We start from the raw sequence: 15,181 nt of genomic DNA on the forward strand, positions 1-15,181 counted from the left end.
TTGGACGTCCCGCGGAGGCCCGAAGGGCCGTAGCAAACTGCTTGCGCTTGTTATGGTGTATGCCTGCCATTCACAACTACTGCCCTTACCTCAACCACACACTTCATTAATTTCGCTCATTCTTTTCTTGGCGCGAGAGATAGCTGAATCGAGCATATACTTCGATAATTCGGGTGACGCTTCCTTAGCATGGATCTGGATTAGTGTATTAATCTGTTCATTTTGTATCCGCTGGATCAAACGAAGTCTGCACATTTGACTAGCAATTTGCTCTGAAAGCGCATCTTGAGATCTTGAATTATGTGCAATAGCAGGGATTGTACATAGAGCTGAAAATATAAAGACAACCTGTACATTTCGCGTCATATCAAAAATTCCTTCCTTGCTATTTACCATATAGCGCCATAACGCCGCCAGCAGGGGCAGCTTATTTTGTGTACATTTTGTGCAAAAATGGGAGCGAAGCGACCTGCGCAAAATGTGCACAAGGTAAGCTGTCCCGCGTAGGGCCGAAGGCCCGAAGCTTTACTGCCTGGCCTTGTTATGTCACGGGAGTTGGATGGTTTGGGAAAGGCACCGACCATAAATTACGCTCACGCTAACAGGCTGTTCAAAATCTGGGTTTTTCGAGACAAAAACTGAATACCCGCTTTCCTCTCTCGCCATTTCCAATTGTGTTAAAAGTGACCATCTTTCTTTACTTCCGATAATCAATAGACTTTGTGACAACTCATAGCCTTTTAGCACCTCAGGAAACGTTACTGTATAGGATGCTTCTTGCGCATTGATTTTATTCTTGGCTACGTTCAGAGCCCTTAAATTTTTCTTAGATAATTCCAGCTCTTGCTTAGAACAAGAAATATCTACTGCAAGTGACGAGCAGGCGAAAAATGACAGTAGTACCGAAAGCAAAATTTTCATCTTAGTGACATAACGCCCACAGCAGGGGCGGCCGAAGCGTAGCGTAGGCCGTCCCGCAGAGGCCCTACGGGGCCGGCGCAAACTGCCTGTGATTGTTAGCTGCATTACCGGTTTATCTTAGAGTTAGCAACCGTCCCAACGCACGCGGACAGATCTTCTCGCGTCTTCAACAAGTTCATCATAATCGGAGGAGAATGGCTCAACCAATGTGCATTCCAGTGCTCCATGAACTTGCCACAATGAATAAAGTTCTGATCTATCCGCTATATGTAATTCAGTAAGCCGCTCACCTTCTGGTAATTTATCATCAATATCATCATGTCTAGCCAGAAATTCAAAAAGAACAAGTGCATCTGCGTCGCTGAGTTCTATTTTTACCATATCCAGCTCCAAAAGCAGCTAACGCCGTGCTCTGGGGCAAACCGGAGCGTAGCGGAGGTTTGTCCCTAGCAGCACTTTGTTAGGCATGCCGCGCCCGCTCTACAATTTCTTTCATTTCATGGCGATTGCTGTTTTTTGACCAAGCTTCGACCTCATCTTCAACTGTTCTTCCCCTCCAGTCTTTGATAGTCAAGTCTGGCCCATACTTCATTAACAGCCTGAACATATCAATGTTGTAGCTTTGGTTTTCAGCTACGAACATAGTCGCAGTTGTATTACTTCCATTAACCGAATTAATATTTGCACCAGCCTCTAAAAGCAGAGAAGCCACATCCAAATATCCTCGGTTTGCGGCCCACATTAGTGGAGTCATATTTTCATACGCTCCATCGCTATCTGAAGTTGCTATGTTTACATCAGCTCCTGAAATAATTAAAGCTTTTACAATTCCAATGTGCCCCCTGATTGAGGCACCAATTAAAGGACTTGAGCCGCTGTTTTTTGATACATGATTTACATCTAATCCCAAGTCCACAAACTTCTTTACTAATTTTTCATTACCTGCTTGAGCAGCAGCAGTTAATACTGATGAACCCCATTTATCTTTTGATTTTAAATGATACCTTTTTGCAGCCAGCGACAATATTTTTGTTTCATCGCCTTTTTCAATAGCCTCAAATATTGGTGATTCTCGAAACTTGTAATATAGAGAAAAAAACATTTACCTCGATCCAGTTTCTATTGCCTAACAGTTTATTCTTAGGCATGGTCATATCTGACCACATGGGTATATGTAACCATGCATGGATATATCTAGCCACAAATGCCCAGATATAGCCATGTTACAGCTCAATGCTGGTATCGATGTCGGTGCATTCTTCTGCCAATCCTTCGACGATGCGGTGTGCCAGTCCGAGGGTATTTGCTGTCTCGCGCAGGATGACCCAGGCCTTTGCGACCCGGCTCCAGCGGCCGCCCGCCTGCTTCACCAGGCGACGCATGGCGTGCTCCTCGTAACCAATGGAAAGTGCGACCGCCTCTGATTTTCGGTATGCATGTACCGCTGCGAGGGAGGCGCCTGGAGCGGGCTTTTCCCGCTCCTCGACGATCAGCTCCACGGTGGTGAGAATTTTCTGGCCGCAGGGCGACTCGCGATAGCGTACGGCGCACAGGCGCTTGCCGAATCGCTGTTCGAATCGCCGGGCGCCGCCCTGGCCCGGGCGGATGGTCTTGATGACGTGCATGCTCCCCTCCCTGGGAATGCAAAAAGGTGGTTGCTAACGGATCAGAGGCCGAGCTTTTCCCAGATCTCGTCTACCTTCCTGACGACTTCCGGATCCCGTTCGATGGGGCGGCCCCATTCGCGGTCGGTTTCGCCGGGCCACTTGTTGGTGGCGTCGAACCCGATCTTGGAACCCAGCCCGGACACCGGCGAGGCGAAATCCAGGTAGTCGATGGGCGTGTTCTCCACCATTACCGTGTCCCGCGCCGGGTCCATGCGGGTGGTCATGGCCCAGATCACGTCGTTCCAATCGCGGGTGTTCACGTCGTCGTCAGTGACGATCACGAACTTGGTGTACATGAACTGGCGCAGGAACGACCACACACCCATCATCACCCGCTTGGCGTGTCCGGGGTACTGCTTCTTCATGCTCACCACCGCCAGGCGATAGGAACAGCCCTCCGGGGGCAGGTAGAAGTCCACGATCTCCGGGAACTGCTTTTTCAGGATCGGCACGAACACCTCGTTGAGGGCCTCGCCCAGCACGGCGGGCTCGTCCGGCGGGCGGCCGGTATAGGTGCTGTGGTAGATGGGGTCCCTGCGGTGGGTGATTTTCTCCACGGTGAAGACCGGGAAGCGATCCACCTCGTTGTAGTAGCCGGTGTGGTCGCCGTAGGGCCCCTCGTCGGCCATGTCGTCGGGGTGGATAAAGCCTTCCAGCACATACTCGGCGCTGGCCGGTACCTGCAGGTCGCTGAGGGTGGCCTCGGCCACTTCGGTCTTGTCGCCCCGCAGCAATCCGGCGAAGGCGTATTCGGACAGGGTGTCGGGCACCGGAGTAACGGCACCGAGGATGGTGGCGGGATCGGCGCCCAGCGCCACCGCCACCGGATAGGGCTTGCCCGGATTGCGCTGGCACCAGTCGCGGAAATCGAGTGCGCCCCCGCGGTGGGAGAGCCAGCGCATGATCAGTCGGTTCCTGCCGATCAGCTGCATGCGGTAGATGCCCAGGTTCTGGCGCTTCTTCTCGGGGCCGCGGGTGATTACCAGCGGCCAGGTGACGAGCGGCGCGGCGTCGCCGGGCCAGCAGGTCTGGATCGGCATGCGGTACAGGTCCACCTCATCACCGCTAAGCTGCACCTGCTGGCAGGCGGCATTCTTCACCACCCTGGGGCCCATGTTCAGCACCTGCCTGAATACCGGCAGCTTTTCCCAGGCATCGCGGAGGCTCTCCGGCGGCTGCGGTTCCTTGAGGAAGGCCAGCAGCTCGCCCACCTCACGCAGTTCCTTTACGCTTTCACGGCCCATGCCCAGGGCGACACGTTCCGGGGTGCCGAACAGGTTGGCCAGCACCGGGGTGTCGAAGCCCACCGGGTTCTCGAACAATAGCGCCGGGCCGCCGGCGCGCAGCACGCGGTCGGCGATCTCCGTCATCTCGAGGTTCGGGTCCACCGGATGCTTGATACGCTTTAACAGGCCACGCTTTTCCAGCAGCTTGATGAAGTCGCGCAGGTCTTTGTATTTCATGCAGGTCCTGACATCGGTTTCAAAACCACGCCAGTGTAAATGACTCGGCACAAAATGGGGAATGGCAGCCCGGAAGTTACGGGTGCAGGGGGAGGAGGGAAAACGACCCGCCGGGCGGCGGGCCGTTAAATTCTTAAGCTATCCCGATCGGGACCAACAGCTTAGAAGCGGGGGCGACGCGGACGATCTTCGCGCGGCTTGGCTTCGTTAACACGGATGTTACGGCCAGACAGCGGCTGATCATTCATTTCTTCGATCGCCTTGCGAGCTTCGTCGTCGTTCGGCATTTCTACGAAACCGAAGCCTTTAGAGCGGCCAGTTTCCCGGTCGGTGATGACTGTAGCGCGGGAGATTTCCCCGAAAGCACCGAATGCCTCTTGCAGGTCGTCAGAGGTTACCGCGTAGGCCAGATTTCCAATATAGATATTCACAAAAAGTTCTCACTGAGTATGTGGGCTGTCGTGCAGTCACAAATGGATAACCAGCTCCACCAGATCATCCACCTGAGATTGGCCCCTTGAGTACCCACCAGTTTCTGGCTGGTACCGGCCAATTCGGTCGGGCGTCGTTCGTTCAATACACATCCAGCGCCACAATGTGGGACTTTATATGCCTAACGGCTCGCCTTTTCAACAGAAACCGGCGCAAATAATCGCCAATTTCCTCGCGAATTCAATTCGGGCACCCTGCCAGGTGCCCTATTGTGAATCGCTATTATTTCCGTTTCATGGACAGGAAGAACTCGTCGTTGGTCTTGAAGTCCTTCAGCTTGTCGATCAGGAACTCGGTTGCCGCGAGATCCTCCATATCGTGCAGCAGCTTGCGCAGGATCCATACCCGCTGCAGCTCTCCCTCGGGCATCAGCAGCTCCTCGCGGCGGGTGCCGGAGCGGCGCACGTTGATGGCCGGGTAGACGCGTTTTTCGGCGATCTTGCGGTCCAGCTGCAGCTCCATGTTACCGGTGCCCTTGAACTCCTCGAAGATCACCTCGTCCATCTTGGAACCGGTGTCCACCAGCGCGGTGGCGATGATGGACAGGCTGCCACCTTCTTCGATGTTACGCGCGGCGCCAAAGAAACGCTTCGGCCGCTCCAGGGCGTGGGCGTCCACGCCACCGGTCAGCACCTTGCCGGAACTGGGTACGGTGGTGTTGTAGGCGCGCGCCAGGCGGGTAATGGAGTCCAGCAGGATCACCACGTCCTTCTTGTGCTCCACCAGGCGCTTGGCCTTCTCGATCACCATCTCGGCCACCTGTACGTGACGGGCCGGCGGCTCATCGAAGGTAGAGGCAACCACCTCGCCGCGGACGGAGCGCTGCATCTCGGTGACTTCTTCCGGGCGCTCGTCGATCAGCAGGACGATCAGGTGGCACTCCGGGCTGTTGCGCGTAATGGCCTGGGCCATGTTCTGCAACATGATGGTCTTACCGGCCTTCGGCGGTGCGACGATCAATCCGCGCTGTCCCTTGCCGATCGGTGCCACCAGGTCGATGATGCGGCCGATCAGATCCTCGGAGGAACCGTTGCCACATTCGAGGGTCAGGCGGTCGTTGGGGAACAGCGGGGTGAGGTTTTCGAACAGGATCTTGTTGCGGGCGTTTTCCGGCTTGTCGAAGTTGATCTCACTGACTTTCAGCAGCGCGAAGTAGCGCTCGCCCTCTTTCGGCGGGCGGATCTTGCCGGCAATGGAATCGCCTGTGCGCAGGTTGAAACGCCGGATCTGGCTGGGTGAAACGTAGATGTCATCCGGGCCCGCCAGGTAAGAGGAGTCGGCGGAGCGCAAAAAACCAAAACCATCTTGCAGGATTTCCAGGACACCGTCACCGTAGATGTCCTCGCCACTTTTCGCGTGGCGTTTGAGAATGTTGAAGATAATGTCTTGTTTGCGCGAGCGAGCCAGGTTTTCAAGGCCCATGCCCTTGGCAATTTCGATCAGCTCTTCAATGGGTTTGGTTTTTAATTCGGAAAGATTCATACCAATTGCTTTATAGACGTTTCTGTTTTCATTTGGCGCGGACGCGCCTGATTTTTTAGGAGGGGTTTGAGAAATCTGTTCTATCTTGCCCACACTTAGGTGCCCAGGTTATGGCCGAATCAGGTTGGCCGCGAACGCGACAACGTCAGGAGAAATCACACCGCTCTCAAGCCAGCTAATCGGGCAGCTCTGCTTCGGATAAGTTCAACTCGAGGAATTTGTGCGCCGGGGGGTCTGTAACCTTGCGGAGGGGCGACTTGGTTCAGCTCGGTCCAGGATCAGTTAATTGGCTCGTCGGAGCGGTTTCAAGAATGATAGCCAGTATAACGGCAGAATGCCATCCTGCAAGGGATATTTACTCCCCCGCAGGAGGTACCCGCCGGGCAAGCCCGGCCGGGTGGACGGGGCTTACAGCTGGCTGTCGATGAACTCGGTCAGCTGGGCGCGGGACAGGGCACCCACCTTGGTGCCTTCCACGTTGCCGCCCTTGAACAGCAGCAGGGTGGGGATACCGCGAACATTGTACTTGGCCGGGGATTCCTTGTTGGCATCCACGTCGACCTTGACGATTTTCAGCTTGTCGCCGTAATGGCCGGCCAGGTCTTCCAGTACCGGAGCGATCATCTTGCAGGGACCGCACCACTGCGCCCAGAAATCTACCAGTACCGGGCCCTCGGCCTTCAGTACCTCGGCTTCGAATTCGGCGTCGGTGACATTAACAATCTCGCTCATTTTGCTTTCCTGTTCTCTGGGTTGCTCGGTGCGGCCTGCCACATGGGGCGCCGGCACATGATAAGGACAGCGCACCCCGGCCTGCAAGGAAAGCGGCCCGGGGCGCGGGTTTCCGCATAGATGGGGGCCATACCCCCCGGTTTCAAGTGCCGCCCGGGGCCGCCTGCCCAAATGCTCAGGGCTGCTCCAGGAACCGCTGCAGGATTTCATCAAGGTAGTCGAAGCCGAAGGAGCTGGCGGCGATTCGCGGCCCCAGCGGCTGCACCAGTTGCAGCTGCTCCAGAGTGGGCCACTGCCGCTCCAGCGCCTGCAGGGGAAGTCCGGTGCGCGCACTGAACACCCCGACCGGCACACCTCGCACCAGCCGCAGGGCGTTCATGAGGAACTCCAGCGGCAGCTCTTCGGTGGCAACCTCGTTCACCAGTGGCGATTCCAGGGCGTCCTGCCCGCCTGCGGCCAGCGGCAATGCCAAATAGTGCCGGGGAGCACGGGTGCGCCGGGTGCGGAGTATCCGGCCCTCCCCGGGCAGGGTGACCTTGCCATGGGCACCGGCACCGATGCCCAGGTAGTCGCCGAAGGCCCAGTAATTGAGGTTGTGCCGGGACTCGAGCCCCGGGCGGCTGTAGGCGGAAACCTCATAGCGGCCGTACCCCTGCAGCGCCAGGTACTCGCGGCCGGAGCCCTGCATCGAGACGATATGCGCCGGGCCCGGCACCACCGGCGGGGCGCTGTAGAAGGCGGTATTGGGCTCGATGGTCAGCTGGTACCAGGAGATATGCTCCGGAGCCAGGGACACCGCCCGGCGCAGGTCGGCCAGCGCCTCCTCCTCGGATTGCTGCGGCAGGCCGTGCATCAGGTCCAGGTTGATGTTGTCGAAGCCGGCCCGGCGGGCCATCTCCAGCGCGCCCTCGGCCTCGGCGCCGGAATGGATGCGGCCCAGGTTGTCGAGTTGCTGCGTATCGAAGCTCTGCACCCCGATGGACAGGCGATTGACCCCGGCAGCGCGGTAGCCCGCAAACTTGGCCTGCTCGAATGTGCCGGGATTGGCCTCGAGGGTGATCTCGATATCGTCAGCGAAACCGATTTCCTCTTCCGCCATCGCCAGGATGGCACCGATGGCCTGCGGCGAGAACAGGCTTGGTGTACCGCCGCCGAAGAAGATGCTCTGTAACCGGCGCCCCTGCGCCCAGGGCTGCTGGCTGCGCAGGTCGCGGTGCAACTGTGCCACGTACTCCGCCTCCGGCAGCGACTCGCCGGCAGCGTGCGAATTAAAGTCGCAGTAGGGGCACTTGCGCACGCACCAGGGGATATGAACATACAGGCTGAGCGGCGGGCGCTCGAGCAGGCCGGTGGAGTCCTCAGCCAAGGCCGCCCCCGTCCCGCACATGCTCGCGGTCCATATGTTCCCGCCACAGCGCGGCAAACTGCTGCACTGCACGGGCACGGTGGCTGATGCGGTTTTTCACCTCGCGCGGCAGCTGCGCCGAGCTGCAACCCTGCTCTTCCACATAGAACAACGGGTCGTAACCAAACCCCTGTTCCCCGGCGGGCTGGTGCAGGATGCGCCCGCTCCAGCGGGCGCTGCATACCAGGGGCACCGGGTCGTCGTGGCGGCGCACAAAGGCGAGTGCACAGTGGAAGCTGGCACCGCGCCGGGCATCGGGCACATCTGCCAGTGCCTCCAGCAGCCTGGCGTTGTTGTCAGCATCGGTGGCCCCCGCCCCGGCGTAGCGGGCCGAATAGATTCCGGGCGCGCCGTCGAGGGCATCGACGGCCAGCCCGGAGTCGTCCGCCAGCGCCGGCAGGCCGCTGATGCGGCTGGCGTGACGGGCCTTGATCAGGGCGTTCTCGATAAAGCTGAGGCCGGTCTCATCCGCTTCCGGCACATCGAAATCAGACTGGGGCACCACAGCGATGTCCCAGTCGGAAAACAGCTGCGAAAATTCACGCAGCTTGCCGGCATTGCCGCTGGCAAGCACAATTTTTTCGATCATTTAAAGATTTTTCCGTGAGCGTTTTTCCGGGCCCCAATGCAAGAGCGAGCGCGGAACGCTCGCCTGGATGGATGGAGCCATCGGGGATTCGCAGGTAGAAGTGATTGCGCCTCCCGGGGGAGGCGCGGCTTCGTCAGTCGCGTTCCAGCCGGCGCCGGAAGGTGATGTTCTCGGTGCGGCCGTCGGGCAGCGTGACATTGACGTCAAACGTCAGTGTCTCCTCGTCATCGAAGCGCAGTGGCGCCAGGTAGTAGATCGCGTCGCCGTCACGCACCTCCTGGAATTTCAGCGGGCGCGACTGCTGCATCAGGTTGGTGGCGGTCCCGGACATCTCCGCGGGCAGGCCCTTGCTGCCGTCCTTCTTCACCACCGAGACATTGACGAAGGCCCGGTCCTTGCCGCGGATCAACTGGTAGTTCCGCGCAATTTCCGGCTTGATGAACTCGCTGTTAAACACCGAATAGAAAACCCGGTAATCACCGAAATCCTGGTGGCTCTTGATGATCTTGGCTTCCTGCACGGCGGCGGCGCTCGCAGCCCAGAACAGCAGGGCAGCCGCGGCTACTGCGCTTAAAATGCGTTTCACATTTACCTCCTCTGTCACCTGCGGTGCGCGGTCTGCGCTGCCCGCTGCAACGGGGCGCATGGCGCGCTTTTAGTCGTGGTCCCTTCAGTTTAGCGAGTCAGGTGGTAGATTGCCGTCTCGCCGAACAGATTGGGCAGGAAATCCTTGAATGCCCGGCCCGGAAGAGTCTCCGATACTACCTGGCGGTGCAGGATAGTCCAGTCATTCTCCCGGCACAGCAGGTCGAAGTCCCTGAAAGTACAAAAGTGAATATTGGGCGTGTCATACCATTCATATGGCAATAAATCCGATACAGGCATGCGGCCGGAGGCCGCCAGGTGCCAGCGGGCCTTCCACTGCCCGAAATTGGGAAAGGTGATGATGCACTCGCGCCCCACCCGCAGCATCTCCCGCACTACCAGGTGGGGCTGGCGCAGGGTCTGCAGGGCCTGGGTCATGACCACCGTGTCGAAACTGCCGTCGGCGAAGTTGCCCAGCCCCTGGTCGAGGTTCTGCTCCACCACGTTGACGCCCCGCTCCAGGCAGCGCTCAATGCGGGCCGGGTCGATCTCCAGGCCGTAGCCGCTCACCTGCTTGTTGCGGCCGAGCATCTCCAGCAGCGCCCCGTCGCCACAGCCCAGGTCCAGTACCCTGGAGCGCGGCTCGATCCACTCCTGGATCACATCGAAATCGACACGCATCAGCGATCCCCCCCGTCGGAACACTCCGCGGCAACACCATTCATGTAGGCCGCAAATACCCTGCGGTAACGCTCGTTGGGCAACAGGAAGGCATCATGCCCCATGGCCGACTCGATCTCCGCGTAACTCACCGGCAAGTTGGCGTGCATCAGTGCATCGGCGATCTCCCGCGAGCGCTCCGGCGCAAAGCGCCAGTCGGAGGTGAAGGAAACCAGCAGGAAGCGGCAGCGCGCATGGGAGAATGCCGCCACCGGGTCGTCGCCGTACTCCCGCGCCAGGTCAAAGTAATCGAGCGCGCGGGTCATCAGGATATAGGTGTTGGGGTCGAAACTGCCGGAAAAGCTGTCGCCCTGGTAACGCAGGTAACTCTGCACCTGGAACTCCACCTCTTCCTCCTCGCCAAGGCGGAAACTGCCCGAGCGCAGCTCGCGCCCGAACTTGCGTCCCAGCCCGTCGTCCGACAGATAGGTGATGTGGCCGATCATCCGCGCCACCGCCAGCCCGCGGCGCGGCAGCCTGCCCTGCTCCAGGTAGCGGCCACCACAGAAATCCGGGTCCGAGGTAATCGCCTGGCGGGCGGTCTCGTTGAAGGCGATATTCTGCGCGGAAAGCTTCATCGCCGAGGCGATCACTACGCAGTGGCGCAAGCGATCCGGGTACTCCAGCGCCCAGCGCATCGCCTGCATGCCGCCCAGGCTGCCGCCGATCACCGCGGCCCACTGGTCGATGCCCAGTAGATCCGCCAGCCGGGCCTGGCTGTGCACCCAGTCCCGCACCCGCAGCATGGGAAAATCCGGGCCCCAGGGCTTGCCGGTCTCCGGGTTGGTGTCGGCCGGCCCGGTGGAACCGTGGCAGCCGCCCAGGTTGTTGAGGGAAACCACGAAAAAGCGGTCGGTGTCGATAGGCTTGCCGGGGCCGATGTAGTTGTCCCACCAGCCGGGGCGCTTGTCATCCGGGCTGTGGCGACCGGCCGCGTGGTGATGGCCGGACAGCGCGTGGCAGATCAGCACCGCATTGCTGCGCTCGGCATTCAGCTCGCCGTAGGTTTCATAAACCAGCGTGTAATCCCGCAGCGTGCGGCCGCAGGCGAGTTCCAGTGGTTCGCTGAAAGTGTGTCGCTGCGGCACCACTATCCCCACCGAGCCCTCGCTGGCGGCGGTAGCGGGCACGGCGGGCGCGTCGCCGCCGTCGTGCGGGCGCGCAGAAAGAGAGGATGAAATTTTTTCCGTGGACAAGGCGCTTTCGCTTGGTGAACAGACCGGGACAACCCGGCGCGCAGGCGCCGGGATCGCGACCCCCGGAGGGGGAGCCGCCAGTTTAAGGGAGCCCGGCAGCGAAATACAAATGCCGCCGCCCACCCCGGGCCACCTCCTGCACCGGCGCTATCAGCTGCTGGCCGGCGCCTTCAGCGGCGTGACATTGCTGGCCCTCGGCGCGGGAGGCAGCGGTCGCGGCGACGGCACGTTACGGCGCAGCAGCTCCTCGAGCGAGGCCAGCGCCTGGTCATTGCGGAGCACCTCGGACTCCAGTGCGCGCAGGTCGGTGCGCTTGCTCTGGGTCTTCTGCTTCAGCTCCGTCAGCTTGATCAGGTGGCGGTTGAGGAGATGCTTCTGGTACTGAACGTGCTGCTTGAGCGGTTCCAGCGCCTGGTCGAGCCAGCCGTCGGCGGCGGAGATCAGCTGGCTGTAGAGGCGCCCCACCTCGCTGGCCAGCGTGGCCAGGAAGCGCTCGGTCAGGCGGTTGCGGCGCGCCAGCAGCAATTGCGGGGAGCGGCGCAGCTGCGCCGCCTGTCGGTGCAGGCCGCGCAGCGCCAGGCGGAAGCCACCCATGTTGAGGTGCTGCTCGCTGGCGTCCAGGTGGCTGAGGGACGAGCGTTCGAAAATCGCATCCACCACGCGGTTGGCCTGTTCCACCTCGCGCTCCAGGCTGCCGAGCTGGTGGTCCACCCCGTGCATGAAATCGTCGATGGCCTTGGCCAGGCCCAGCGGGGTCCAGCGCTCGTAGAGTGCGCGACTGGTCTCGTCGACCAGCATCTGCAGTTGCTGGCTGGAGATCGGCTCCAGCAGCGCCGTGCGCTGGCGTGCCAGCATGCGCTGGCTGGATTTCAGCGTAAGCAGCTCCTGGTGGCATTGCTTGTGCTGTTCGCGGGCCGTCTTCTGCAGGGCGACCAGCTCCTCCAGTTGCTCGGCGCTGGTGCCGGTATTCTGCTCCAGGTGCGCCAGCGCCGCGCGGCCGCTGTTCAACCGGCGCTTGAGCAGGTCGCGGGTATCTGCCATGAGGGTAAGCGCCTGGTGCAGCGAGCGGTGCTCGGCTACCGTCTGGCGGTGGGCCATCAGTCGCTCCACCAGCAGGCGCTCGAAATCGGGAAAATGGCTGTCCTGCAGCAGCTCCTGGTCCTGCTGGTGGTGGGCTACCAGCGCCTGCTTGGCGGACACCCCCACGACGCTTTCCATCGGCAGTTCCAGCAACTTGGCCACCTGGGCGCGCATGCCCCGCACCATCTGCTCGGCGTCCTCGTCGGGATCGTCCCAGAGCACATCAATCTTGTTCAGCAGCGCCATTACCGCAGTGCCGCGGTGCTGCTTGAGGGGGACCAGGTGGGTTTCCCACATATTCAGGTCGGTACCGGTGACCCCCGCATCGGCGGACAGCAGGAAAGCCACCGCCTGGGCGCCCGGCAGGGTGCTGAGGGTCAGCTCGGGCTCGTTGCCCAAAGCATTCAGCCCCGGGGTGTCGAGGATACGCAGGCCCTGGGCCAGCAGCGGATGGGGCAGGCAAATGAGGGCATAGCGCCAGGCGGGAATCTCCACCAGCTTGCCGCGGCCATCCAGGTGGCGCCGGTCAAAGCCGTAGCGCGCAGCCTCTTCGGGGGTCACGGCCTTGCTCGCCGCAACCTTCTGCAGCGCCGCGCGGGTAGCATCCGGGTCGTCGGCATCGAATTCGTGCGTCACCCATTTCTGCGGAATGCGGCGGAAACTGTCGAGGCTGGTGTTGGTGGACAGCGTCTCGATGGGCAGCAGGCGCAGGCTGGCCTGCCCGCTGCCGTCACTGTAGATTTCGGTGGGACACATGGTGGTGCGCCCGGGCCGGGAGGGCAGCAGCCGCTTGCCGTAGGTGTGTGACAGCAGGGCGTTGATCAGTTCGGTCTTGCCGCGCGAGAACTCGCCTACCAGCGCCAGGGTAAACTGGTCGTCGGCCAGCAGGGTCCGGGCCTGCTGCACCACCTGGCGCGCCCCGGCGGAGTTGGGGAAATGCTCCGCAAGCCAGGCATTGAACTCACCGAACTGGTGGTCCAGCGATTTCTTCCAGCGGTCGTAGTCCGCAATATGCTGTCGCAAGATGGCGTCTTCCATGTATTCCTGTTTTTGTTTTACTGCTTGTTGTTATGCGGGAGCTCCCTGAGCACAGGACATTGTCCGCCAACCGGCCCGGTTATAAAAGCTGATACGCGTGAAAATTGCGATCCAGTGCGCGGAAAACGCGTGCGAGCGCACACTGCGGGGAGGGAAAGTCCGCCCGCCGTGGCGGCGGGCGGTGCAGCGCCAGGCTGCTCAGAAGGGAATATGCCAGAACAGGTTGTAGGCGAAAGCCGGCATCCGCACTGCCTGGGCGACGCCGAGCAACAGCTTGTCGGCCACCGTCAGCAGGATAAACACAAAGATGGGGCTGATATCGATCATGCCCAGCGGCGGGATAACCTTGCGCACCGGCCCCATGAACGGCTCCAGCAGCTGGTGCAGGAGCAGCAGTGCCGGATGGTTGCTCTGCGGCGCAATCCAGCTGAATACGATGGAGACAAGCATCCCCACGAATACGATGGCAATCAGGGTGCTGAGGCAACCCAGCAGCGCCCACAACAGCGCACCCAGCGGGTTCACCACCCCCACCCCGATCATCAGGCCGCACACGATAATCATCAGCCAGCCCACCAGCAGTGCCAGCACCAGCGAGGCCATATCCACACCGAGCAGCCCCGGTATCACCTTGCGCAGCGGCAGCAGCAGCGGATTGGTGACCTTCACCACCCCCTGGGAAATGGGATTGTAGAAGTCCGCCCGCGCCAGCTGCAGCAGGAAACGCAGCAGGACCGCAAACAAGTAGAGGATGCCGAGTGTCGCGACGAGGAAAACGCCAATATTGGAGAAGGTATTACCCATGAATTACCCCTGTTATCTCTGATCCGGTGCCGGCGACGGGCCGGAAATTACTGGTCCAGCTCGCGCGCCATCTGCGCGGCGCGCTCGGCGCAGTCGGACATGGCCTGCTCCACCAGTTGCTCAAGCCCCCCTTGCTGGAAACGCTGGACAGCCCGCTCGGTGGTGCCGCCCGGGGACATCACATTGCGCCGCAACTGCGCCACATCCACATCGCTGGCCGCTGCCAGTTTCGCCGCGCCCAGCGCCGTTTGCAAGGTGAGCCGCTCGGCATCCGCGCGGGCCATGCCGGCCTTCTCCGCCGCATCGATCATCGCTTCCATGAACAGGAAATAATAGGCGGGACCTGAACCGGAGACGGCAATCACCTGGTCGATACCCGACTCGTCGTCGACCCAGTGGGCCAGGCCCACCGCCTCGGCAATGCGCTGCGCCTGGCCGCGCTGCTGTTCGCTGACATCCGCGGCCGCATACAGGCCGGTGACGCCGGTACCCACGAGTGCCGGAGTGTTGGGCATGGCCCGCACCACCGGCACGCCCTCCCCCAGCCAGCGCTGGTAGGCAGCCAGGGGAATACCCGCCGCCAGGGTAACCACCAGCGGGCGGCGCTGTTGCACCGCATCGCGAATGGATTCACACAGATCCTTCATCACCTGGGGCTTCACTGACAGCACCAGTATATCCGCGTCGCCGATTGCGGTTTCGTTGTCGGTGCTCACCTGAACCCCGCTGCGGGCGGCAAACTCATCCAACTTTCCGCGGTTGCGGCCCGTGGCGACGATCCGGTCCGCCGGATAGCCGTCCGCCACCAGCCCGCCAATCACCGCGCCGGCCATATTGCCGGCACCGCCGATAAATACCATTGTGGGTGTACTCACTTCTCTCCCCTCCGTTTTCCGGACCCTCTAACCTGCCCGGCAGAATTATGACCAATGACATCGGTGCCGGGTAAGCCGACGCCGAAACCGCGACACGGGCGGCGTAATTGGGCGGTGACTGAATTGCCGGGG

Annotated in this window: 17 protein-coding genes; all 17 read right to left on the reverse strand. The window is 60.6% G+C overall.

The genetic code is table 11. From position 1 onward, the window contains the following. Nucleotides 1-90 precede the first annotated feature (90 nt). The 17 genes from BLT26_RS16380 to proC all read right to left on the reverse strand — a co-directional run bounded on the left by BLT26_RS16380 (nt 91) and on the right by proC (nt 15,049). Entirely contained in the window at nt 91-486 is a 396-nt protein-coding gene (locus tag BLT26_RS16380; protein WP_139169599.1) for a hypothetical protein, read from the reverse strand. Between the two features lie 60 nt (nt 487-546). Continuing rightward, nucleotides 547-921 (reverse strand): hypothetical protein, encoded by a 375-nt coding sequence (locus tag BLT26_RS16385; RefSeq protein ID WP_139169601.1) that lies wholly within the window; start codon nt 919-921, stop codon nt 547-549. 123 nt (nt 922-1,044) lie between these two features. Next, nucleotides 1,045-1,302, reverse strand: coding sequence for a hypothetical protein (locus BLT26_RS16390; RefSeq protein WP_139169603.1), 258 nt, complete (start codon nt 1,300-1,302; stop codon nt 1,045-1,047). A 79-nt stretch (nt 1,303-1,381) separates the two neighbouring features. Then, complete coding sequence (locus BLT26_RS14980; protein WP_091516450.1) at nt 1,382-2,023, reverse strand: ankyrin repeat domain-containing protein; 642 nt, start codon at nt 2,021-2,023, stop codon at nt 1,382-1,384. Nucleotides 2,024-2,144: 121 nt separating this feature from the next. Beyond that, complete coding sequence (locus BLT26_RS14985) at nt 2,145-2,546, reverse strand: hypothetical protein (RefSeq protein ID WP_091516453.1); 402 nt, start codon at nt 2,544-2,546, stop codon at nt 2,145-2,147. Nucleotides 2,547-2,587: 41 nt separating this feature from the next. Further along, nucleotides 2,588-4,051 carry a 4-hydroxy-3-polyprenylbenzoate decarboxylase gene (ubiD, locus tag BLT26_RS14990; protein ID WP_091516456.1) on the reverse strand — a complete coding sequence of 488 codons (1,464 nt, stop codon included), beginning with the start codon at nt 4,049-4,051 and terminating at the stop codon, nt 2,588-2,590. Nucleotides 4,052-4,212: 161 nt separating this feature from the next. After that, the gene (locus BLT26_RS14995) at nt 4,213-4,482 is read right to left on the reverse strand and encodes an RNA recognition motif domain-containing protein (protein ID WP_091516460.1); all 270 of its coding nucleotides are present in this window, start codon (nt 4,480-4,482) and stop codon (nt 4,213-4,215) included. 283 nt (nt 4,483-4,765) lie between these two features. After that, a complete protein-coding gene (gene rho / locus BLT26_RS15000; RefSeq protein WP_091388407.1) occupies nt 4,766-6,025 on the reverse strand; it encodes a transcription termination factor Rho in 1,260 nt (419 codons plus the stop codon). Nucleotides 6,026-6,433: 408 nt separating this feature from the next. After that, on the reverse strand, nt 6,434-6,757 hold the full coding sequence (gene trxA, locus BLT26_RS15005; RefSeq protein WP_091516465.1) for a thioredoxin TrxA: 324 nt from the start codon (nt 6,755-6,757) through the stop codon (nt 6,434-6,436). A gap of 175 nt (nt 6,758-6,932) precedes the next feature. Next, nucleotides 6,933-8,123, reverse strand: coding sequence for a radical SAM family heme chaperone HemW (gene hemW / locus BLT26_RS15010; RefSeq protein WP_245720730.1), 1,191 nt, complete (start codon nt 8,121-8,123; stop codon nt 6,933-6,935). Then, nucleotides 8,116-8,751, reverse strand: coding sequence for an RdgB/HAM1 family non-canonical purine NTP pyrophosphatase (gene rdgB, locus BLT26_RS15015; protein ID WP_217631465.1), 636 nt, complete (start codon nt 8,749-8,751; stop codon nt 8,116-8,118). Before rdgB ends, hemW begins: the two co-directional genes overlap by 8 nt. A 133-nt stretch (nt 8,752-8,884) precedes the next feature. Then, a complete protein-coding gene (locus BLT26_RS15020) occupies nt 8,885-9,337 on the reverse strand; it encodes a DUF4426 domain-containing protein (RefSeq protein ID WP_091516833.1) in 453 nt (150 codons plus the stop codon). An 89-nt stretch (nt 9,338-9,426) separates the two neighbouring features. Beyond that, a complete protein-coding gene (gene metW / locus BLT26_RS15025) occupies nt 9,427-10,017 on the reverse strand; it encodes a methionine biosynthesis protein MetW (RefSeq protein ID WP_091516471.1) in 591 nt (196 codons plus the stop codon). Further along, nucleotides 10,017-11,186: a homoserine O-succinyltransferase MetX gene (metX, locus tag BLT26_RS15030; RefSeq protein WP_091516836.1), complete on the reverse strand. Its 1,170-nt coding sequence runs from the start codon at nt 11,184-11,186 to the stop codon at nt 10,017-10,019. Before metX ends, metW begins: the two co-directional genes overlap by 1 nt. Nucleotides 11,187-11,402: 216 nt before the next feature. After that, entirely contained in the window at nt 11,403-13,370 is a 1,968-nt protein-coding gene (locus tag BLT26_RS15035; protein ID WP_091516476.1) for a dynamin family protein, read from the reverse strand. Between the two features lie 198 nt (nt 13,371-13,568). Beyond that, on the reverse strand, nt 13,569-14,174 hold the full coding sequence (locus BLT26_RS15040; protein WP_091516479.1) for a YggT family protein: 606 nt from the start codon (nt 14,172-14,174) through the stop codon (nt 13,569-13,571). A gap of 47 nt (nt 14,175-14,221) precedes the next feature. After that, nucleotides 14,222-15,049, reverse strand: a complete 828-nt coding sequence (gene proC / locus BLT26_RS15045; RefSeq protein ID WP_175453147.1) for a pyrroline-5-carboxylate reductase — start codon at nt 15,047-15,049, stop codon at nt 14,222-14,224. Nucleotides 15,050-15,181: the final 132 nt, after the last annotated feature.

It is taken from the genome of Microbulbifer yueqingensis (assembly GCF_900100355.1).
Classification (GTDB): Bacteria; Pseudomonadota; Gammaproteobacteria; order Pseudomonadales; family Cellvibrionaceae; genus Microbulbifer; species Microbulbifer yueqingensis.